18 protein-coding genes are annotated in these 21,336 nt (G+C 69.0%); 17 read left to right on the forward strand and 1 reads right to left on the reverse strand.

The window, feature by feature from the left end:
- The first annotated feature begins 56 nt into the window (after nt 1–56).
- The 11 genes from RN51_RS09175 to RN51_RS09220 all read left to right on the forward strand — a co-directional run bounded on the left by RN51_RS09175 (nt 57) and on the right by RN51_RS09220 (nt 9,667).
- On the forward strand, nt 57–1,100 hold the full coding sequence (locus RN51_RS09175; protein WP_045263744.1) for a response regulator: 1,044 nt from the start codon (nt 57–59) through the stop codon (nt 1,098–1,100).
- Nucleotides 1,100–2,089, forward strand: a complete 990-nt coding sequence (locus RN51_RS09180; RefSeq protein ID WP_045263745.1) for an ATP-grasp domain-containing protein — start codon at nt 1,100–1,102, stop codon at nt 2,087–2,089. The genes RN51_RS09175 and RN51_RS09180 overlap by 1 nt, the downstream gene beginning before the upstream one ends.
- Complete coding sequence (locus RN51_RS09185) at nt 2,086–2,799, forward strand: PHP domain-containing protein (RefSeq protein WP_045263746.1); 714 nt, start codon at nt 2,086–2,088, stop codon at nt 2,797–2,799. The genes RN51_RS09180 and RN51_RS09185 overlap by 4 nt, the downstream gene beginning before the upstream one ends.
- Entirely contained in the window at nt 2,799–4,286 is a 1,488-nt protein-coding gene (locus RN51_RS09190; protein WP_045263747.1) for a glycosyltransferase family 2 protein, read from the forward strand. Before RN51_RS09185 ends, RN51_RS09190 begins: the two co-directional genes overlap by 1 nt.
- A complete protein-coding gene (locus RN51_RS18535) occupies nt 4,283–4,426 on the forward strand; it encodes a hypothetical protein (protein WP_197073221.1) in 144 nt (47 codons plus the stop codon). The genes RN51_RS09190 and RN51_RS18535 overlap by 4 nt, the downstream gene beginning before the upstream one ends.
- Nucleotides 4,423–4,770, forward strand: coding sequence for a response regulator transcription factor (locus tag RN51_RS09195; protein WP_045263748.1), 348 nt, complete (start codon nt 4,423–4,425; stop codon nt 4,768–4,770). Before RN51_RS18535 ends, RN51_RS09195 begins: the two co-directional genes overlap by 4 nt.
- The gene (locus RN51_RS09200; protein ID WP_045263749.1) at nt 4,767–6,572 is read left to right on the forward strand and encodes a sensor histidine kinase; all 1,806 of its coding nucleotides are present in this window, start codon (nt 4,767–4,769) and stop codon (nt 6,570–6,572) included. The genes RN51_RS09195 and RN51_RS09200 overlap by 4 nt, the downstream gene beginning before the upstream one ends.
- Nucleotides 6,573–6,608: 36 nt before the next feature.
- A complete protein-coding gene (locus RN51_RS09205) occupies nt 6,609–6,857 on the forward strand; it encodes an AbrB/MazE/SpoVT family DNA-binding domain-containing protein (RefSeq protein ID WP_045263750.1) in 249 nt (82 codons plus the stop codon).
- Nucleotides 6,857–7,219, forward strand: coding sequence for a type II toxin-antitoxin system VapC family toxin (locus RN51_RS09210; protein ID WP_045263751.1), 363 nt, complete (start codon nt 6,857–6,859; stop codon nt 7,217–7,219). The genes RN51_RS09205 and RN51_RS09210 overlap by 1 nt, the downstream gene beginning before the upstream one ends.
- 106 nt (nt 7,220–7,325) lie before the next feature.
- Nucleotides 7,326–7,877, forward strand: a complete 552-nt coding sequence (locus RN51_RS09215) for an OsmC family protein (RefSeq protein WP_045263807.1) — start codon at nt 7,326–7,328, stop codon at nt 7,875–7,877.
- Between the two features lie 101 nt (nt 7,878–7,978).
- A complete protein-coding gene (locus tag RN51_RS09220) occupies nt 7,979–9,667 on the forward strand; it encodes an ABC-F family ATP-binding cassette domain-containing protein (RefSeq protein ID WP_082066533.1) in 1,689 nt (562 codons plus the stop codon).
- A gap of 39 nt (nt 9,668–9,706) precedes the next feature.
- Here RN51_RS09220 and RN51_RS09225 read toward each other — a convergent pair whose 3' ends face one another.
- Nucleotides 9,707–10,792 carry an FAD-dependent oxidoreductase gene (locus RN51_RS09225; protein WP_045263753.1) on the reverse strand — a complete coding sequence of 362 codons (1,086 nt, stop codon included), beginning with the start codon at nt 10,790–10,792 and terminating at the stop codon, nt 9,707–9,709.
- 74 nt (nt 10,793–10,866) lie between these two features.
- Here RN51_RS09225 and RN51_RS09230 point away from each other — a divergent pair, with 74 nt between their 5' ends.
- The 6 genes from RN51_RS09230 to RN51_RS09255 all read left to right on the forward strand — a co-directional run bounded on the left by RN51_RS09230 (nt 10,867) and on the right by RN51_RS09255 (nt 21,291).
- Nucleotides 10,867–11,982, forward strand: a complete 1,116-nt coding sequence (locus tag RN51_RS09230) for a GuaB3 family IMP dehydrogenase-related protein (RefSeq protein ID WP_045263754.1) — start codon at nt 10,867–10,869, stop codon at nt 11,980–11,982.
- Nucleotides 11,983–12,041: 59 nt separating this feature from the next.
- Entirely contained in the window at nt 12,042–12,803 is a 762-nt protein-coding gene (locus RN51_RS09235) for an SURF1 family protein (protein WP_045263808.1), read from the forward strand.
- Between the two features lie 237 nt (nt 12,804–13,040).
- The gene (locus RN51_RS09240) at nt 13,041–17,660 is read left to right on the forward strand and encodes an ExeM/NucH family extracellular endonuclease (protein WP_052674661.1); all 4,620 of its coding nucleotides are present in this window, start codon (nt 13,041–13,043) and stop codon (nt 17,658–17,660) included.
- 138 nt (nt 17,661–17,798) lie between these two features.
- A complete protein-coding gene (locus RN51_RS09245) occupies nt 17,799–18,311 on the forward strand; it encodes a DUF3817 domain-containing protein (protein ID WP_045263755.1) in 513 nt (170 codons plus the stop codon).
- Nucleotides 18,308–19,894: a glutamine-hydrolyzing GMP synthase gene (gene guaA, locus RN51_RS09250; RefSeq protein ID WP_045263756.1), complete on the forward strand. Its 1,587-nt coding sequence runs from the start codon at nt 18,308–18,310 to the stop codon at nt 19,892–19,894. Before RN51_RS09245 ends, guaA begins: the two co-directional genes overlap by 4 nt.
- 8 nt (nt 19,895–19,902) lie before the next feature.
- Nucleotides 19,903–21,291 carry a glycosyltransferase gene (locus RN51_RS09255; RefSeq protein ID WP_045263757.1) on the forward strand — a complete coding sequence of 463 codons (1,389 nt, stop codon included), beginning with the start codon at nt 19,903–19,905 and terminating at the stop codon, nt 21,289–21,291.
- The last annotated feature ends 45 nt before the right edge of the window (nt 21,292–21,336 follow it).

Genomic DNA, 21,336 nt, shown 5'->3' on the forward strand with positions numbered 1-21,336 from the left:
AGATCGCGCCGCCTATCCCCATCGGTCAGGGAACCTCCCCAAGGAGAGCCGTACACATGCCTGAGGATTCTCCTCGCGTTCTCGTCGTCGATGACGATCCGGACGTCGCCCTGCTCGTCAAGACCGTGCTCGAGCGACGTGCCGGGTGCATCGTGGACGTCGCCGAGGACGGGGAGGTCGCGATCGAGCGGGTCGCGGACGTGCGACCGGACGTCGTGGTGACCGACATCGAGATGCCTGGGCTGAGCGGCCTCGAGCTGCTCTCCGAGCTGCGGCGCATCGTTCCGTCGGTTCCTGTCGTGGTGATGACCGCCCACGTCTCGGTGGAGTACGCGGTCTCGGCCTTGCGGGCGCAGGCGGACGAGTTCCTGACCAAGCCGCTCGACAACGGCAAACTCGTGGAGGCCGTCACCCGTCTGGTCGAGGAGGGGCGCCGCCGCCGAGCGGAAGCGCGCACACCGGAGCGGGTGCTCGCGGTCGGCGCGCATCCGGACGATGTCGAGATCGGCGTCGGCGGACTGCTCGCCGCGCACGCCAGCGCTCAGGACGAGATCACGATCCTCACGCTCTCCCGCGGAGCCAGGGGCGGGGACGCCGACAGCAGGCAGGACGAATCCCTCGCTGCGGCGGAGATGCTGGGCGCTCGCCTCTTCGTGAAGGATCTCATCGACACCGAGATCTCGGGCGGCGGCTCCACGGTCCGGATCATCGAGGAGGTCGTGCAGGAGATCCAGCCGACGATCGTCTACACGCACTCGCCGCACGACCGGCACCAGGATCACCGTGCCGTGAGCGAGGCGACTGTCGCAGCCACGCGGCGGGTCGGTACCGTCGCCTGCTATCAGAGCCCGTCGGCGACGATCGACTTCCGGCCCACGAGGTTCGCGCGCATCGACCAGTACCTCGACGCCAAGCTGCGACTCCTGGAGCGTTTCGGCTCGCAGACGGCGAGTCGCGACTACCTCGCGCCCGAGTTCGTCACGGCGACGGCGCGGTATTGGTCGAGATTCGGTGGTGGCACTGCCGTCGAACCGCTCGAGGTCGTGCGGGAGACCGCCGAGTTCATCGGCGCCCACGAGCTCACACGACGGGAAAGCTGATGACGAAGCGCGTGCTGGTGACCGGTGCCGGCGGTCCGGCGGGAGTGGCCGTGATCCGGTCGCTGCTCCGCCGCTCGGACCTGACCGTGTTCGCCGCGGACATGGACGGCTGGGCGAGCGGCATCTACCTCGTGCCCCCGCAGCAGCGGCGCCTCGTGCCACCGGGGAGGGGCGACGACTTCGTGCCGGCGATCGCGCGCCTGGTGGCGGACGACGACCTCGATCTGGTGATCTCGACCGTCGACGTCGAGCTCATCGCACTTGCGGGAAGACGCGCCGAGCTGGCACCTGCCGTGCTGGCCGCGCCGTCCGAGGACACGCTGAACACCGCGCTCGACAAGCTCGCCCTCGCAGAACGCTGCGCGTCGACCGGTCGCACCCCGCGCACGGTCCTCGCCGGACGCGATGCCGAGGCCATCGAGTGGGAGTTCCCTGTCTTCGCGAAGCCGCGTCAGGGCGCAGGCAGCCGCGGAGTGCGGCTCGTGCCCGACCGCGCCGCGCTCGAAGCGCTTCCGACGGATGAGGGACTCATCGTGCAGGACTTCCTTCCGGGGGAGGAGTACTCCGTCGACGTCATCGCCGACGCCGACGGCACAGTCGTCGCCGCGGTGCCCCGCACGAGAGCCAGGGTCGATTCCGGTGTCGCGATCGCCGGACGCACCGTCCGCGACCCGGAGCTCGAGGAGACGGCGGCATCGATCGCCCGCGCGATCGGGCTGGTCGGTGTCGCGAACGTGCAGCTGCGCCGCGACCGCGCCGGCCGTGCGGTGCTGCTCGAGGTCAACCCGCGCTTCCCCGGAGCGCTCCCCCTGACGATCGCGGCAGGCGTCGACATCCCTTCGCTCGTGGCGGATCTGTTCCTCGGCCGTGAGCTTCCCGTGCACATCCCGTTCCGCGAGATCGCCTCCGTGCGCTTCCTGGAGGACGTGATCGTGGAGATCGACGATGTGCTGGTCTCCGACCACGCGGGGCACCAGGAGGAACTGTGAGCCACGCGCTGCTCCGCGGCGACCACCACGTCCACTCCACGTTCTCGGACGACGCGGTCTCGACGCTCGCACAGAACGTCGAGGCGGCGGTGGCGGTGGGATTGACCACGCTGCGCCTCGTCGATCATGTGCGTCAGAGCACGACATGGGTGCCGGATTACCTCGCCGCCGTGCGACAGCTCCGGGTGCCGGACGGGCTCACGGTGCTCACCGGTGTGGAGGCGAAGATCCTCGATGTCGAGGGGACCCTCGACATCCCGACGCTTCCAGAAGGCATCGATCGGATCCTCATCGCCGACCACCAGTTCCCCGGGGCGGACGGTCCGCTCGGACCCACCGCGGTGCGGGAGCGGATGGCGGCAGACTGGGCCGCCGACGATGTGCTCGATCAGTTCGTCGAGGCGCTCATCGCCACCATGCGCCGGTATCCCGGCAACCAGCTCGCACACTGCTTCTCGATACTGCCGAAGATCGGGCTGTCCGAGGCCGACCTGGGTGCACAGCGCGTGGACGCCTGGGCACGGGCCGCCGCCGACACCGACACTCTCGTCGAGGTGAACGAGAAGTGGGGCTGCCCCGGGAGCGATGCCCTGGCCTCGCTGCGTCGGGCAGGTGGGACGCTCGTCGCCTCGACCGACAGCCACGACGCCTCCGAGGTGGGCCGGTACTCGCGGATCCTCCCGCTGCTCGATGCGGTGGAGGTCTCCTGATGGCCGACCTCAGCTGGCTGGAGACCGTGCTCGTCATCCTTCTCCTGCTCTGCGTCCTGGTCGGGACCCTGCCGGTGATCAACACCGGCCTGCAGTTCCTCATGCTGCCGCTGCACGCGTTCCGCAACCACTACGGCAAGGCGGCGCCCTACCACCCGAACGTCGCCGTCGTGATCCCCGCCTGGAATGAGGGCGCGGTGATCGGCCCGGCGATCGAACGTCTGCTGCAGCTGGAGTATCCGGCCGAGCGCCTTCGGGTCTTCGTCGTCGACGACGCATCGACCGACGACACCCCTGAGGTCGTCGCCGCCAGGTCCGCGGTGCACCCCGGCCGCGTCGTGCACCTCCGGCGCGAGAAGGGCGGAGAGGGCAAGGCGCACACGCTCAACCACGGTCTCGACGTGATCCTCGCCGACTCGTGGGCCGAGGCCGTGCTCATCATGGATGCAGATGTGATCTTCGCCCGTGATTCGCTGCGCAAGCTCACCCGTCACCTCGCCGACGAGAAGGTCGGTGCGGTGACGGCGTACATCGCGGAGGGCAGTCGCGACCGCAACTACCTCACCCGGTTCATCGCGATCGAGTACGTCATCGGCCAGCTCTCCGCCCGACGGGTGCAGAACGTCGGCGGTGCCATCGCCTGTCTCGCGGGCGGCGCGCAGCTGCATTCCCGCGCGAACCTCGAGGCCATCGGCGGGCGCATCCCCACAGGGACCCTGGCCGAAGACACCATGACGACGTTCGAAGGGCAGCTCAAAGGACGCCGGATGGTGTTCGAGCCGCACGCCGTGGTGCTGGCGGAGGAGCCCCGGACGATCGACAGCCTGTGGAAGCAGCGCCTGCGCTGGGCGCGCGGCAACGTGCAGCTCACCTCGATCTACCGCAAGCTCTGGTTCCGCCCGAGCCCGGATCACAACCTGGGCGGCTTCGGGTTCGGACTCGCCTGGTTCACGATCCTGCTGCTCCCGGCGTTCATGCTGCTCGCGGCGGTCGGCCTGCTCGCACTCCTCGTGCTGCACAGCGACATCGCGGAGTTCGTGTTCCGCTTCATGTGGATCGCGGCGGCGTGCATCTACATCTACTCGATGCTCTACTCGGTGCAGTTGGATCCCCGCATCGGCAGGCAGTCGTGGCGCGAGGCGATCATGTTCCCGGGGCTCGGCGCTCTGATCCTGATGGCGATCGCGATCTTCCCGCAGCTGTTCGAGTCCACGCTGCTCGCGCTCGGACTGCCCGTCACGCACGAGGCCCGCATCATGTGGGCGGTGATCTTCTACCTGTGGGGACCGATCTCGATGCTGGGGATCTGGCTCGCCCGTGCGGTGGAGCCGCTCCCCGGAGGGCGGTTCTTCGCAGGTCTCCTGCTCTACGTCTGCGGGTACGGCTCGCTGCTGTGCGCCATCACCGTGGACTCCTACATCAAGGAGTGGCGTCGCGCGGACGCCTCCTGGATCAAGACCGAGAAGATCGGACGTGTCGACTCATGAGCACAACCCCGTCGCAGGATGCCGAGGTGGAGGAGATCGCCGCGGACGCCCGACGCGAGCGGCGTCTGATCCCGCAGGCTCTGCTCGCCCTCGCCGTGGTGGTCGTCATCGTCGTGGTGCGAGAGCTGCTGCTCCGATGAGCGGGAGGCCGTTGGCCCTCGTGGTCGAGGACGCTCCCGATCAGGCCGCACTGCTGCGGCGCTACCTCGATCGTGAGGGCTTCGATGTGTTCGTGGCCCGCGATGCCGAGTCGGCGATCGCTGCGTTCCCCGAGATCGATCCCGTTCTTGCGGTGCTCGATCTGCTGCTGCCCGGCATCTCGGGTCAGGAGTGCGCGCGGCTGGTCCAGGAGCGCTTCCCCGATTGCTTCCTGGTGATCAGCTCGGTGCTCGATACCAGCGACTACCCGCCGGCCGACGCCGCCCTCCCGAAGCCCATCACGGGTGCGCACCTGCACGCGATCGTCGAAGGCGTGCGACGATGAGGGCGACGCCGCTCGGGCGTGCGGAGAACCGCTGGTATCGGGTCTTCGACAACCCCAGCCCGCTGCTCAAGCAGGCGCCCACGGTCATCGCGACGGTGATCGCGGCGATCCTGACCTGGTGGGTGCCCGACCTTCCGTTGACGCACATTGCCCCTGCGGTGGCGGGGATCGTCGTGGTGCTGGTCGCCACCGTGTTCGCCGCCGTGCTCACGGCGCGCGGGGTCCTCGAGGGGTGGGGGCTCCTGCTCATCCCCATCGTCGACATCGTGGGCCTCGGACTCTTCCGCACGGGTACCGGGGGAGCGACATCGCTGTTCTCGTCGCTCGTGCTCCTCCCCGTGGTCTGGCTGGCCGCGGCTCCCGGTATCCGCTGGGTGTTCGTGGTGGGTGGACTCACCTCGATCGCGTTGCTGATGCCGTACCTCACCGAGCCGCCCGACACCTCGGTCGAATGGCTCAGGGGTGTGGTGGGACCGCTCGTGTTCTCGGCGGTCGCCGCCGTGATCAACCAGCTCGCACGGCAGCAGCGGATGCGTGTGGAACAGGCGGAGGAGCTCGTCACGGAACGCACGAGAGCGCTGTCCGAGAACGTGTCCATGATCGTGCAGCTGCGGGAGAAGGAGCACCAGTACCGCGAGCTGCTCGACTCCTTCGAGAGCCTGTGGTCGTCGATCACAGCGCAGGCGGTGGTGGCGACGGACGGTTGCGGCACCGTGACGGCCTGGAACCCGGGAGCGGTCCGCCTCCTCGGACTTCCGGTCGACGAAGCGCTCGACGGCGTGCGCATCGATCGGTTCTTCTCGACCGCCGTGCTCTCGATGCTGGCGGCCGACACCGCGGAGCACCCTGCGCCGACCGGTGATCTGCCCTCCGACTACGCCGACCTCGACCCTGGCATCAAGGCCCTGTTCGGACAGGCGGACGCCGGCGTCCCCGTCGATGGGGATATCGAGATCGTGACCGCCGGTGGGACGACGGTTCCCGCACGCGTGACCGTCAGCCCGCGCCAGGACGGCACGGGCGCGCACCAGGGATACCTGTTCGTCGTCACCGACGAGACCAGGGCCGTCGAGGTCGCGCGGATGAAGGACGAGTTCGTCGGGATGATCTCGCATGAGCTCCGCACGCCGCTCAGCGCGATCATCGGCTTCCTGGATCTGCTGCAGAACGATCCAGGGCAGCCGCTCACGGAGGATCAGCAGGAGTTCGTCGGCATCATCGAGCGCAACGCGCAGCGCCTGCTCAATCTCGTCGGCGACCTGCTGTTCACCGCCCAGGTCGAGTCCGGGCGATTCCCCCTCGAGCGCGATGAGGCCGATGCGGCCGCGCTGGTGCGATCCGCGGTGGCGTCGGCCGGTCCGCATGCGCAGCGCGAAGGGATCGAACTCGTCGCGGAGGTCGGTCCTGCGGCGATGCCCGTCTTCGTCGACGCCGGAAGAGTGGGGCAGGCCATCGACAACCTGCTCTCCAACGCCATCAAGTTCACCTCTCGGGGCGGGAAGGTCACCGCGCGGGTGCGCGCGGTCGACGGCGGTGTGGAGTTCTCGATCGCCGATACCGGGGTCGGGATCCCGGAGGACGAACAGGGGATGCTCTTCACCCGCTTCTTCCGCGCGTCGACCGCGACGCGCAACGCGGTGCCCGGCGTGGGTCTCGGTCTCACGATCACCCGTGCCATCGTCCTCGCGCACGGGGGGACGATGGACGTGACGAGCAAGGAGGGCGTCGGCACGGAGTTCCGCTTCTTCCTGCCTGTCGCTCCGCGCACCGAGGTGCTGACGAGCCTGAGTCGCGCCGAGTGAAGCCCTCGCCGTGACGGGCGATGGTATCGTCGAAAGATGGATACCACATTCGTTGCACCGATGGGTGATCGCGGTCGTCTCGTGGTCCCTGCCGAACTCCGCGCCCGCCAGCATTGGGACCAGGGCGTGCCGCTGCTCATGATCGAGACATCAGGAGGCGTGATCCTCGTCACCAGGGAGCAGGCCAAGGCGCTCGTCAGGTCGCAGCTGGAGGGAAAGCGCGCTCTCGAGTCGCTGCTGGCAGAGCGTCGGAGGTCCGCGGACTCCGAGGACGCAGCGGCGTGATGGTGGTCGACGCGTCAGCTCTCCTCGCGTTCCTGCAGGGCGGGCCTGGCGCGGATCGGGTCGAGGAGATCCTCGATGACTCCGTGATCGGAGCCGCGAACTGGTCGGAGGTCGCGCAGAAGGTGCGCGCGTCCGGCGCGGACTGGGGTATCGCCTCCGGCCTGTTGCTCAGTTACCGGTTGAAGGTGGAACCGGTGTCCCAGCGCGACGCTGAAGCCGCCGCGGAATCGTGGAAGCGCGGAAGCGGGCTGTCGCTGGGGGACCGCCTGTGTCTCGCACTTGCGCGACGGCTCGATCTTCCTGTTCTCACGGCGGACCGGGTGTGGGGAGAGTCCGAGCGCATCGAGCAGCTGCGGCGCTGACGCGACATGTCGGCGACATGCCGGCGCCGTGACGCCGCGTTTCGCGGTATGAAGCCCGATGACGGGTGGCGGGCGCTGGGAACGGGACGATCGCTACCGTCGGGTCATGACTCTTCTCCAGGACCAGCTCGCCGGTGTCGCGGACGTCACCCCGGCTGAGCGCGCGCAGCGACTCGCCGACGCAGGATCGGCGTGGAACGAGCGGATCGCCGTGGATGACGCGAACGCCCGGTTGACGTACCGCGTGAGCGGACGCGGGATCGGGTCGGTCGCCACCGAGATCCGTGCGGGCAAGCACCGCTTCCTCGTCGATGAGCCTGGCGCGCTCGCCGGCGACGACGTCGCCGCCAGCCCGGTCGAGTACGCCCTGGGTGCGCTCGTCTCGTGCCAGGTGGTCGTCTACCGGCTCTACGCCCAGGCCCTCGGCCTCACGATCGACGCGATCGAGATCACGGCCGAGGGTGACCTGGACGTGCGCAAGCTCTTCGGCATCGACGAGTCGGGGCGCGCGGGATTCCACGATGTGCGCGTGGCTGTCGACATCACCGGTCCGAACAGCGTCGAGGAGTATGAGAACCTGCGCGCCGTCGTCGATGCGCATTGCCCCGTGCTCGACCTCTTCGCGGCTCCCGTGCCGACGTCGAGCGCTCTCGTCTGAGCGGGTCCCGCGCTCGCGTCTGCCTCGGTGCGGTCCGCGACCGCTGCTGCTGATATCCTGGTCGGCTCGGCATGTGCGGGGCGGAAGGACGGCCACGCACCGTGGGCTTCATCGATGTATCCAGCGTCTCCCTGACGCTTCCAGACGGCAGACCGCTTCTCGACGAGGCGAGCTTCCGGGTCGGCGCCGGCTCGACGAGCGCTCTGATCGGCCCGAACGGCGCGGGCAAGACGACGATGCTGCGCATCATCCGCGGCGATCAGACGGCTGATGACGGTGTCGTGACGATCGACGGCGGGCTCGGAGTCATGGACCAGTTCGTCGGTCACGGCGAAGCGGGTGAGACCGTGCACCAGCTGCTCGTCCGTGTCGCTCCCGCCCGTATCAGGGTCGCCGCGGAGGCGCTCGAGACCGCGGAGAACGCACTGATCGAGCATGACGAGCACGACACGCAGATGGCCTATGCATCGGCGATCGCCGAGTACGCGGATGCCGGCGGATACGAGCACGAGACGATCTGGGATCAGTGCACGGTCGCCGCGCTCGGAGTCCCCTTCGAGCGCGCCAAATACCGGGAGCTCACCACGCTCTCCGGCGGTGAGCAGAAGCGGCTCGCGCTCGAGGCTCTGTTGCGCGGTCCCGATGAGGTGCTGCTCCTCGACGAGCCGGACAACTACCTCGACGTGCCGACGAAGCGCTGGCTGGAGGAGCAGCTGCGCCAGACGCCCAAGACCGTGCTGCTGGTCTCGCACGACCGTGAGCTGCTCGCGCGGGCTGCTGACCGGCTCATCACGCTCGAACCGGGTGGTGCCGGGGCCACGGCCTGGGTGCACGGCGGAGGCTTCGGCACCTACCATCAGGCTCGCGCCGACCGGATGGACCGGCTCGACGAACTGCGCAGGCGCTGGGACGAGCAGCATGAGAAGCTGCGCATCCTGGTGGCCAACCTCAAGGTCAAGGCGTCGGCCAACGACGGCTTCGCCTCGCGATACCAGGCGGCGCAGACCCGCCTGCGCAAGTTCGAGGAGGCGGGTCCTCCGGAAGAGCGTCCGCCTGCTCAGGACTTCGACATGCGACTGCGCGGCGCGCGCACGGGCAAGCGGGCGGTGGTCGCGCAGCGCCTGGAGCTGACGGGGCTCATGCGGCCCTTCGACGCGGAGGTCTGGTACGGCGACCGCGTGGCCGTGCTCGGGTCGAACGGGTCGGGCAAGTCGCACTTCCTGCGTCTGCTCGCTCGCGGCGGGTCCGACCCCGACGCCACGCTCGGCCACGTCACGTCGACGGGCGAGCAGCTCAGCGCTGTCGAGCACACCGGCACGGCCGCACTCGGCGCGCGGGTGGTGCCCGGTCTGTTCGCGCAGACGCACGCGCACCCGGAGTTCGTCGGCCGCACGCTGCTGGAGATCCTGCACCGCGGTGATGATCGCCGAGCGGGTATGCCGCGCGATGCCGCGAGTTCGGCACTCGACCGCTACGGTCTCGTGCGCCAGGCGCAGCAGACGTTCGACTCGCTGTCGGGAGGACAGCAGGCGCGGTTCCAGGTGCTGCTTCTCGAGCTTTCCGGGGCGACGCTGCTGCTGCTCGACGAGCCGACCGACAACCTCGACCTGGAATCCGCGGAGGCGCTGGAGCAGGCACTCGCCCGCTTCGAGGGGACGGTCCTCGCGGTCACGCACGATCGCTGGTTCGCCCGTTCGTTCGATCGGTTCCTGGTGTTCGGGTCGGACGGCGAGGTCTACGAGTCGGCGGAGCCGGTGTGGGACGAGAAGCGGGTGGCACGTTCGCGCTGACGTTCGTTCGGGGGCAGGGCGGCCGCGGTCCCGTGCCGCTCAGGGCAGCCGGAAGGGTGTGGCAGCGCGCGCGGAGGGGTCGATCGCGAGGTCGGCGAGGACCCCGCCGACGCCGGGTGCGAACTTGAAACCGTGTCCGGAGAACCCGGCGCCCACCACGATGCGGCCGCGGCGATCGAGCACGAAGGCGCCGTCGTCGGTCGAGGTGTACGTGCAGCTGATCGCCTCGGCCGACGCCGGGTCGAGGCCGGGCATCCACTCCCGCACGTAGTCCGAGAGAGCGCGCTGACGCGTCGGCAGGTGTGGGCGGCCATCCGGGTCGACCTCGTCGCCGACGCGGTGGAACCCGACCTTCACGCCCTCCCCGGGGGTGGGCATGCCGTACACGGTCGCGGGGTAGGTCCCCGGCTGCACGTAGTGGTTGAACGATGGCCACGGTGCGTCCGCGAGCGGCCGGAAGTGCGCCGGCGTCTCCTCGGTCACGGTGAGGCGCGGCAGGTCGACCTGCGGGAGGAGGGTGCGCGTCCAGGCGCCCACCGTGACCACGACGGTCTCGGCACGGAGGCGACCGCCGTCGGCGATGTCGACCGTGACCCCGGCCGAGTCCTCGTCGATGCGGACGGCCGGGGTGCTCCAGCGCACTTCTCCGCCGCCGCCGACGATCCGCCGCTCCAGCTCCCGCAGCGTCTCGGCGGCGCGCACGACCCCGGCGTCGGACGACCACAGCACGTCGCCGCCGAAGTGCATCCCCGGCCACCGGGCACCCGCCTCGGCCTGCGAGAGGACGGCACTCGGGATGCCACGGGTGTCGAGACCCGACTGCACCGCGGCGATGTCGAGGTCACCGTGGGTGACGAGCCCGTGCAGACGGAGGAGAGGCTCGCCGCCGACTGACCCGAGGGCATCCCACCCTTGCCGGGCGCGCACGAGCAGGTCGAGGTAGTGCTCCTCGTCATAGGCATTGTTGAAGTTGCGGGTCGCGCCGTGCGACGCACCCTCGCGATGGCCGCGGGCGAATCTCTCCAGGACCACGGGTGCGAGCCCTCGCCGCACGAGCGCCCAGGCCGTGGCCAGTCCCATGACGCCACCGCCCACCACGATGACGTCGGTGTGCTCGATGCTCATGCTGCCCTCCGGTCCTCGGCTCCAGTCTCCCAGCACGGGCGGCTCCGGCTGCCGGGTAGGCTGGAGGGGTGACCATGGAGATCGAGCTCGGCCGAGGAAAGCGCGCACGTCGCGCGTACACGTTCGATGACATCGCGGTGGTGCCTTCGCGGCGCACGCGCAACCCGGAGGACGTGTCGACCGCCTGGACGATCGACGCCTTCGGGTTCGAGATCCCGGTGCTGGGTGCGCCGATGGACTCGGTGGTGAGTCCGCAGACGGCGATCATGCTCGGTCAGCTCGGCGGTCTGGGAGTGCTCGATCTCGAGGGCCTCTGGACCCGCTACGAGAACCCCGAGCCGCTGCTGGCGGAGATCGCGGACCTCGACGAGACCAAGGCCACGGTCCGCATGCAGGAGCTCTACTCGGAGCCGATCAAGCCCGAGCTCATCACCCGCCGTCTGGCCGAGGTCCGTGAGGCAGGCGTCACCGTCGCCGGCTCCCTCACGCCGCAGCGCACGCAGGAGTTCTACGACACCGTCGCCGCCGCCGGCGTCGACCTGTTCGTCATCCGCGGGACCACTGTCTCGGCCGAGCACGTGTCGAGCGTCGCCGAGCCGCTGAACCTCAAGAAGTTCATCTACGACCTCGATGTGCCGGTCATCGTCGGCGGGGCCGCGACCTACACCGCAGCGCTCCACCTGATGCGCACCGGCGCGGCGGGCGTGCTCGTCGGCTTCGGCGGGGGAGCAGCATCGACGACGCGGGCCACCCTCGGCATCCACGCCCCGATGGCGACAGCGGTCTCCGACGTCGCCGCCGCGCGCCGCGACTACCTCGACGAGTCCGGTGGGCGCTACGTGCACGTGATCGCCGACGGCGGTGTCGGCACGTCCGGTGACATCGTCAAGGCGCTCGCGATGGGCGCTGACGCCGTCATGCTCGGCGTCGCGCTCGCTCGTGCGACCGACGCGCCAGGACGCGGGTTCCACTGGGGTCCGGAAGCGCACCACCCGAAGCTCCCTCGCGGGCACCGCGTCGAGGTGGGCGGCATCGGCACGCTCGAGGAGATCCTGTACGGTCCGGCGCCCGTCGCCGATGGCACCGCGAACCTCATCGGCGCGCTGCGCAAGTCCATGGCCACCACCGGATACTCCGACCTCAAGGAGTTCCAGCGGGTCGAGGTCGTGCTCGCGCCCTACGAGGCCTGAGGGTCCTGCTCGACACCGTGACCACTCCTGCGCTCTTCCCCCCGACTCTCCGCGAGGTCATGCTCCGGGGACGCTGGATCGGGATGCTCCTGCTCTGCCTCCTGGTGGCCGGTGTCTTCGCATGGCTCGGGCAGTGGCAGCTCGAGCGCGCGATCGACACCGATCCGCCGGCGCCGGGGGCGACCGAGCAGGTGCAGCAGCTCAGCGACGTCCTCCAGCCGGGGGAGTACCTGCCGGAGCCGCTCGTGGGCCAGCGCGTCGAGACCACAGGCGCCTGGGTTCCCGGGGACTTCATCGTGGTGGCGAGCCGCTTCAACGATGACGTCGAGGGGTACTGGGTCACGGGTCAGCTGCGGGTCGCCGATCGGACCTCGATCGCCGTCGCGGTCGGCTGGGCACCGGACCTCGCGTCCGCGGATGCGGCTGTCGAAGAGCTCGAGGCTGCGGCGGACGGATCCGAGGTCGAGATCGCGGGACGCATCATCTCGGACGAGGGCCCCCGCGTACCGCCGCATGCGGAGCCGGAGCGGCTGGACCGCATGTCGCCTGCTGCTCTCCTCAGCCGCTGGCACGACGTGGACGAGCTCGACGTCTACCGCCCCTACCTCGCGGCGACGACGGCGAGTGCCGGATTGGTCGACATCTCGTCGCCCGCGCCCGATGAGATCTCGCCCGTCAACTGGCTGAACGTGTTCTACGCCGTCGAGTGGGCGATCTTCGCCGGTTTCGCCTTCTACCTCTGGTACCGGCTGGCGAAGGACGCCTGGGAGCGCGAGGTCGAGGAGTTCGAGGACGAATCCGGAGCCGGCTCGGTCGTCTGATCGGCCGCGCATCCGCGCGCTCGCAGATGCGCAGATGTGTGTCCGAGTGCCTCGGTAGCGACCTTCGTCAGGGGTCCCTCCGGCCATCCGGTGAGCGCTCGATGACGAAACGGAAAACTCCGTTGAGGATGTCAGGACCGCTCCGTATGCTCGCACCATGTGAGCACGCTGGGAGTTTCCCCTGTGTGCCGTGACAGCCCTGAGAAGTGTCGAAACCCGACCGAGGAGACAGCACCGATGATGTCCGCCCCAGACGACGAGAACCGTATGGTTCCCGTCTCGCACCGTAGAAGTCGGGGGCGCATCGGCGCTCTCGCCGTGACCTGCGTCGCCGCGTTGAGCCTCGGCTCGCTGGCCGCGGTTCCCGCCACCGCCGACACGACGGGCACGGGGGTGGTGATCAACGAGGCGTACCTCTCCGGCGGCAGCGCCGGTGCGGCTTTCAAGAACAAGTTCGTCGAGCTGTACAACCCCACCTCGGCTCCGATCACCCTCGACGGCATGTCGCTGCAGTACCGATCCGCCACCGGTTCGGCCGCCTTCAACGGCGTCGCCCCCCTCACAGGGGTGATCCCCGCCGGTGGCTACTACCTGGTGCAGGGCAACAGCAACGGTGCGAACGGTGCCGAGCTACCGGCCCCCGATGCCGTCAGCAACCTGACCCCGAGCGGCACCAACGGCACGCTCGCGCTCGTCGAGGGCACGGCGGCGGTGAGCCTCGCGCCCGGATCGGTCGTCGGCGTCGACGGTGTCGTCGATCTGCTGGGCTACGGCACCTCCAACACGTTCGAGGGCACCGCGGCCACGGCACCCGCCGGCAACACCGACGTCAAGTCGCTCAACCGCACCGGCGGTGTCGACACCGACGTCAACAGCGCCGACTTCACGCTCTCCGCCACGATCACCCCGCAGAACTCGGGCGGCACCGATCCCGGCACCGAACCGGGCACCGGTCCGAAGAAGGTGTCGATCGCCGAGGTCCAGGGCACCACCGACATCTCACCGTTGAACGGCCAGACGGTGCAGGTCGAGGGTGTCGTCACCGCCGACTACCGCACCGGCGGCTACAAGGGCATCGTCATCCAGACCCAGGGGTCCGGCGGCACGACCGATGCGACTCCCGGTGCGTCCGACGGCGTGTTCGTCTTCCTGAACGCATTGACCCCGGCCCTCGCAATCGGCGACCTCGTCTCGGTGACGGGCTCGGTGAGCGAGTACTTCGGTCAGACGCAGATCAACCCGGCGGCAGCCGCCGACGTCTCGGTCGTCACCGCTGGCGTCGGAGTTCCCGCCGTCACGCCGCTGCCCGCCTCGGTGCAGGGCGCCGACCGTGAGCAGTACGAGAACATGTACGTGGCTCCGGAAGGCACCTATCGCCTGGCATCGAGCCACCAGCTGTTCAACTTCGGAACGCTCTGGCTCAACGCCGGCGACGACCTCGCGGTGAAGAGCACCGAGACCACGCGTCCCGGCGACCAGGCCGCCGCGATCGCCGCGGCCAACCGTGCCAATCGCATCCTGCTCGATGACGGCTGGTCGATCCAGGTGACGAACAGCGGTCACCCCGGCCAGCAGCCGTACTTCACCAAGGACACGGTGGTCCGCAACGGCGACACCGTCGACTTCGGCGACAACGGCTATGTGCTGCAGTGGGGCTTCAACGACTGGCGCCTGCAGCCGGTCGTCCCGATCGACGACTCCTCGTCCGCCGACCTCAAGGTCGGATTCAGCGCGACCAACCCGCGTCCGGCCAAGGCTCCGGAGGTCGGCGGCGACGTGCAGGTCGCGTCGTTCAACGTCTACAACTACTTCACGACGCTGAAGAGCGAGAACTCCAGTGCACGAGGTGCGGCGAACGCGGCGCAGTTCGCGATCCAGAAGTCCAAGATCGTCGCGGCGATCAACGGACTGGACGCCGACATCGTCTCGCTCATGGAGATCGAGAACTCGGTGAAGCTGGGCAAGCCGATCGACACGGCGCTCAAGGACCTGGTCGCCGGGCTCAACGCCGACGCCGGCAGCGACGTGTGGGGCTACGTTCCCACCCCCGCCGCTCTGAACAACGCGGCGACGACCGACTTCATCACCAACGCGATCATCTACAAGAAGGATGCCGTCAAGCGGGTCGGCGACAGCGCGACCGTCACCGACGAGTCCGTGTGGGGCAACGCCCGTGAACCGATCGCCCAGGCGTTCGACATCGACGGACGCGTGGTCACGGTGGTCGCGAACCACCTGAAGTCGAAGTCGCCGCCCGAGGGTGCCGGTGCCGAGCCGGCCGACGGCCAGGGTTTCTTCAACGCCGACCGAGTGAAGCAGGCGAACGCCATCCTCGCCTTCACCACCGAGCTCGAGAAGACGACCGGCAGCGCCGACATGCTGCTGATCGGCGACTTCAACGCCTATGGCAAGGAAGACCCGATCGACGTGTTCACCTCGAACGGCTGGAGCGACCTGGTCGCCGACAAGGCATCGGGCCAGTACACGTACTCGTTCGACGGCGAGCTCGGATCGCTCGACCACGTGATCGCGTCCCCGTCGCTCGTCTCGTCGATCACCGGCGCCGGTGTGTGGGGCATCAACTCGCCCGAGTGGAGCGACCGTGGCTACGCCTTCGGCGCAACTGAGCAGGGTACGCCCTACCGTTCCAGCGACCACGACCCGATCATCGTCGGCGTCTCCTCGGAGATCCCGCCGGTGAGCATCGATGTCGTCACGGTGAACGACTTCCACGGTCGGATCGAGGCAGACGGCGCTGCTGCGGGTGCGGCCGTCCTGGCCGGTGCCGTGAAGCAGTTCCGTGAGGCGAACCCGAACACGATCTTCGCCGGTGCCGGCGACCTGATCGGCGCGTCGACGTTCACCTCGTTCATCAACGACGACAACCCCACGATCGACGCTCTCAACGCGGCCGGTCTCGATGTGAGCGCGGCGGGCAACCACGAGTTCGATCAGGGCTGGGCGGATCTCCGCGACCGCGTGCAGGACCGCGCGGACTGGGAGTACATCTCGTCGAACGTGTTCGTCACCGAGACCGGTGAGCCCGCGCTCGCCCCGGCCTGGGTGAAGGAGCTCGACGGCGTCCGCGTCGGATTCGTCGGTGCCGTCACCGAAGACCTGGACTCGCTGGTCTCGCCCGAGGGCATCAAGGACCTCGAGGTCCGCAGCATCGTCGACTCCGTGAATGCGGTGGCGGATGACCTGCGCGACGGCGACGAGTCCAACGGCGAGGCGGATGTCGTGATCCTGCTCGTGCACGAGGGCGCATCCAGCACCGCCGTGTCCAGCATCACTCCGGACTCCCCGCTCGGCGAGATCGTCTACGGCGTCGACGGCGACGTGGACGCGATCGTCTCGGCGCACACCCACCTCGCCTACAACCACGTGATCGACGGTCGTCCGGTCGTCTCCGCGGGGCAGTACGGCGAGAACCTGGGCCTGATGAACATCAAGGTCGACCCGAAGACGAAGGACCTGATCTCGATCACCAACGAGATCAAGCCCCTCACCGCCGCGGGGAAGCCGCTGTACCCGGCTGTACCCGAGGTGCAGGCCATCGTCGACAAGGCGAAGGCCGAGGCTGACGTGCTGGGCGCTGTCAAGGTCGGAGACATCACCGCCGACTTCAACCGTGCGCGTCAGACCAACGGCTCGGAGAACCGCGGTGGCGAATCCACCATCGGGAACTTCGTCGCTGACGTGCAGAAGTGGTCCACGGGCGCCGATGTGGCGATCATGAACCCGGGTGGTATCCGCGCGAATCTGACGTACGCCTCGGCCGGAGCCTCCGACCCCGACGGCAACGTCACCTACCGCGAGGCGGCCACGGTCCAGCCGTTCGCGAACACCCTGGTGACGCTGACGCTCACGGGCGCTCAGCTGAAGGGCGTGCTCGAGGAGCAGTGGCAGCCGGCGGGCTCGGCTCGTCCGTTCCTGAAGCTCGGCGTCTCGAAGGGTCTGGTCTACACCTACGACCCCGCTGCGGCGCAGGGTTCACGGGTCACGTCGATCACGCTCGACGGTGCCCCTCTCGATCCGGCGAAGAACTACACGGTGGCGGCGAACTCGTTCCTCGCGGCGGGTGGAGACAACTTCTTCACCTTCAAGGAGGGCACGGGCAAGCGCGACACGGGCAAGATCGACCTGCAGTCCATGGTCGACTGGTTCGACGCGAACAAGACTGCGAGCCCCGACTACGCCCAGCGCGCCGTCGGAGTCTCGGTCAGCGCGGCGGACGCCGACGGTTACAGCGCCGGCGACCAGGTGACCGTGTCGCTCTCCTCGCTGGCGTTCAGCGCCGGTGAGCCGGCTCCGGGCGAGGTGACGCTGTCGCTCGGCGGCACGCAGCTCGCGGCGGGTGCCGTCGACCCGGCGGTCGTCGACACCACGGACGAGGGTGGGCGCGCCACCCTCACCTTCACGGTTCCGTCCGGCGTCTTCGGCGAGCAGGCGCTCACCGTGAACGTCGCCGGTACCGGAACCACCGTGCAGGTGCCGTTCACGATCGCCGGCGAGCAAGAGTTCGCCGGGACGATCGCGCTCGGTTCGTCAAAGGTCACCGCGGGCAAGAACCTCAAGGTCACCGGTGCCGGCTATGTGCCCGGCGAGACCGTGAGCATCGAGCTGCGGCCGAAGAAGGGCAAGCCGGTCCAGGTCGGCACCGTCCAGGTCGGCGCAGACGGTACCTTCAGCACCTCGGTCACCGTGCCGAAGAGCGCTCCGTCCGGCAAGTACACCGTCGCCGCATCGCAGGCGGACGGGGACGCGGCGACCGCGACGGTCACCGTGAACCGGGCCGGCGGCGTCATCGGCGCGATCCTCGACTGGCTCTGGGAGCTGCTGACCCGGTGGTTCTGATCCGGAAGAGTGGTTCTGATCCGTTGATCGGATGACACAGGCGGAGGCCGTCGGGAGCGATCCCGGCGGCCTCCGTCGTGCAGGCGAGGTGTCGCGCGCCCGAATTCAGCACGATTCTCCGGCGGCTAGACTGGACGCATGCCCGAACCGAAAGTCGCCAGCTTTCCGGCGATCCGCGGTGCGCTGAAGTTCTACCAGATCGCGTCGATCATCACAGGAGTCATGCTGCTCCTGCTGCTGGCCGAGATGGTGCTGAAGTACACGCCGATCCACCTCGAGCTCTTCCTGGGCGGTTCCGGAGGTCCGCTCTGGTTCGCCGGGGTGCTCGCGGGGGCTGACTGCCAGTGGTGGTCGCTGTTCGCCCCGATGACCAACTCCTGCGAGATGACCTCGCTGGGCGACGGCTTCAACCTGTCGCTGTTCATCCTCGTCGCGCACGGCTGGTTCTACGTCGTGTACCTCTTCGCCTGCTTCCGCATGTGGAGCCTGATGCGCTGGCGCTTCCCGCGGTTCCTCCTGCTCGCGCTCGGCGGCGTCGTGCCGCTGCTGTCGTTCTTCATGGAGGCGGTCGTCGCCCGTGAAGTCAAGACCTATCTCGCCACCAGAGAGGCCGCCGAGGCCTCCGCCCCCGCCCCGGAAGGTGTCCGTTGACCGAACAGTCCGAGACCCAGCAGCGTCCTGCGCTCGTCGTCGACTTCGGCGCGCAGTACGCGCAGCTGATCGCCCGCCGCGTCCGTGAGGCGGGTGTCTACAGCGAGATCGTGCCGCACACCGCCACGGCCGAGGAGATCGCCGCGAAGAACCCCGTCGCGATCATCCTCTCCGGCGGACCGTCGTCGGTGTACGAGGAGGGTGCCCCCAAGCTCGACCCCGCGGTCTTCGACCTCGGCGTCCCGACCCTCGGCATCTGCTACGGCTTCCAGTACATGGCTCAGACGCTGGGCGGCGAGGTCGCGAACACCGGCCTGCGCGAGTACGGCGCGACGGACGCCGTCATCAGCGGTGGCGGCGGAACGCTGCTGGGCGGCCAGCCCGCGGAGCAGAACGTCTGGATGAGCCACGGCGACCAGGTGGCCAAGGCGCCCGAGGGCTTCGACGTGCTGGCGACCACCGACGCCACCAAGGTCGCGGCGTTCGCGAACGAGGAGCGCGGCTTCTACGGTGTGCAGTGGCACCCCGAGGTCAAGCACTCCGACCACGGTCAGCGCGTGCTCGAGAACTTCCTCCACAAGGGTGCGGGACTCGCGTCCGACTGGAACAGCGGCAACGTGATCGCCGAGCAGATCGAGCGCATCCGCGAGCAAGTGGGTGACGCCCGCGTCATCTCCGCGCTCTCCGGTGGCGTCGATTCCGCGGTCTCCACCGCTCTCGTGCACAAGGCCATCGGCGACCAGCTCACCGCCGTCTTCGTCGACCACGGACTCCTCCGCAAGGGCGAGCGCGAACAGGTCGAGAAGGACTACGTGGAGTCCACGGGCGTGCGACTGATCACGGTCGACGCGGCTGACACGTTCCTCGGCCACCTCCAGGGTGTGACCGACCCCGAGGAGAAGCGCAAGATCATCGGCCGCGAGTTCATCCGCGCGTTCGAGAAGGTGCAGCTCGATCTCGTCGCCGAGGCCAAGGCTTCGGGCGGCGCTCCGGTCAAGTTCCTCGTGCAGGGCACGCTCTACCCCGACGTCGTCGAGTCCGGCGGTGGCGCCGGCACCGCGAACATCAAGTCGCACCACAACGTGGGCGGTCTCCCGGACGACCTCGACTTCGAGCTCATCGAACCGCTGCGCGCCCTGTTCAAGGACGAGGTCCGTGCGATCGGCCGCGAGCTCGGCATCCCCGAGGCGATCGTCGGACGCCAGCCGTTTCCGGGGCCCGGCCTCGGCATCAGGATCATCGGTGAGGTCACCGCTGACCGTCTCGAGATTCTGCGTGAGGCCGACGCCATCGCCCGCGAGGAGCTGACGAAGGCCGGCCTCGACCAGGAGATCTGGCAGTGCCCGGTCGTGCTGCTCGCCGATGTGCGCTCGGTGGGCGTGCAGGGTGACGGCCGCACCTACGGCCACCCGATCGTGCTGCGCCCGGTGTCGAGCGAAGACGCCATGACCGCCGACTGGACGCGCCTGCCCTACGACGTGCTGTCGAAGATCTCGAACCGCATCACGAACGGCGTCCGCGACGTCAACCGCGTCGTGCTCGACGTCACGTCGAAGCCGCCGGGGACGATCGAGTGGGAGTAGGGAGCACGATGCTCCCCGACGCGGCGCCGGCACTTCCCGACGCCGAGTACCTGGTGCTGTCCAGCCGGCTCATCCCCGGCATGGACGGCGGGTACACGATCGCGACGCTCGCCCGTGCCCGCCAGCTGGCGAGCGCCGGGGTGGCCGATGGGTCAGGCCCGCAGCTGCTCACGTTCGATCCAGGAACCACGGCCGACCATGCCGCGCACCGACGGACGTTCGCGGAACAGGGTGCGCTCGTCGACTCCTCGCGGATGCGGAACCTGTTCGACGAGGCCGCAGCAGAGGGCGGGGGAGCGGCCGACTGGCTGCGTGCCGCCGCCGACCCCGCGGTGAGCGCCGATCCCGATGTGGAGTACCGGGTGCTCGCGGATGCCGAGGGGCGACCGTTCGCGGCGCTGCCGGTGATCCCGGGCAATCCGGACTGGCATCTGAGCGAGGAGCCGGTGCTCGTCTACGACGCCGCGGGTCGGGTGACGGGGGCGCTGCACGGCTTCCGTGGCCTCTACCGCGCCTGGCTCGACCACGTGACGGCGGCGTTCGGCGACCGTCGGATCATCGTGATCTGCGAGTCCAGGCAGCTCGGCGAGCTCATCGCGGACTGGTCGGACCCGCGTGTGCGCATCCTGCACACGATCCACACCATGCACGTGGAGGCGCCGTACACGCCTGATGCCCCGATGAACACGCTCTGGACGCGCTGGTTCCGCCTCGCCGACCGCTTCGACGCCGTGATCTGGCCGACCGCCACGCAGCGCGATGACGTCGTCTCCCGCTTCGGCGCATCGGCTTCGCACGTGCTGGTGCCGAACCCCATCGCTCCGGTCGACCGCCGCGACGACCTGCGCGAAGACGGCCTGGTCGTGGTGCTGGGGCGCCTCGCACCCGGAAAGCGCGTCGATCAGGCCATCCGCGCGTTCCTCGCGGCCGACGTGCCTGGCGCCCGCATGGAGATCTGGGGTGGCGGCCCGGAGGAGGAGCGGCTGCGCGCCCTGATCGCAGAGCTCGATGCGGGGGAGCGCGTGCTCCTCGCCGGTTACACCGATTCACCGGGTACCGTGCTCGATCGGGCGTCCATGATCGTCACAGCGACCGCTTTCGAGGGTCAGCCGCTGTCCATCGTCGAGGCTCTTCTGCACAGCGCCCCTGTCGTGTCGTACGACGCCCGATACGGCATCCGCGACGTCCTGGAACAGGGCGGAGGTGTCCTGGTGCCGAGCGGCGATGTCGAGGCGCTGGGAGAGGCGATCCGCGCACTGCTGACAGACCCCGATCGTCTCGCGTCGCTGAGCGCCGAAGCCCCGTCGGTCGCGGCCGCATGGAGCCCGCAACGCTCGCTCGACGCCCTCACCGCTGTGATCGCCGAGGCTGCCGCGCGCCCGTCTCGTCGCGCCTGACCGCGCCACCACCTTCCGGTCGCAGTTCCTGTCGCTTGTGCGCCT

This window comes from Microbacterium oxydans (assembly GCF_000956405.1).
Lineage (GTDB): Bacteria > Actinomycetota > Actinomycetes > Actinomycetales > Microbacteriaceae > Microbacterium > Microbacterium oxydans_C.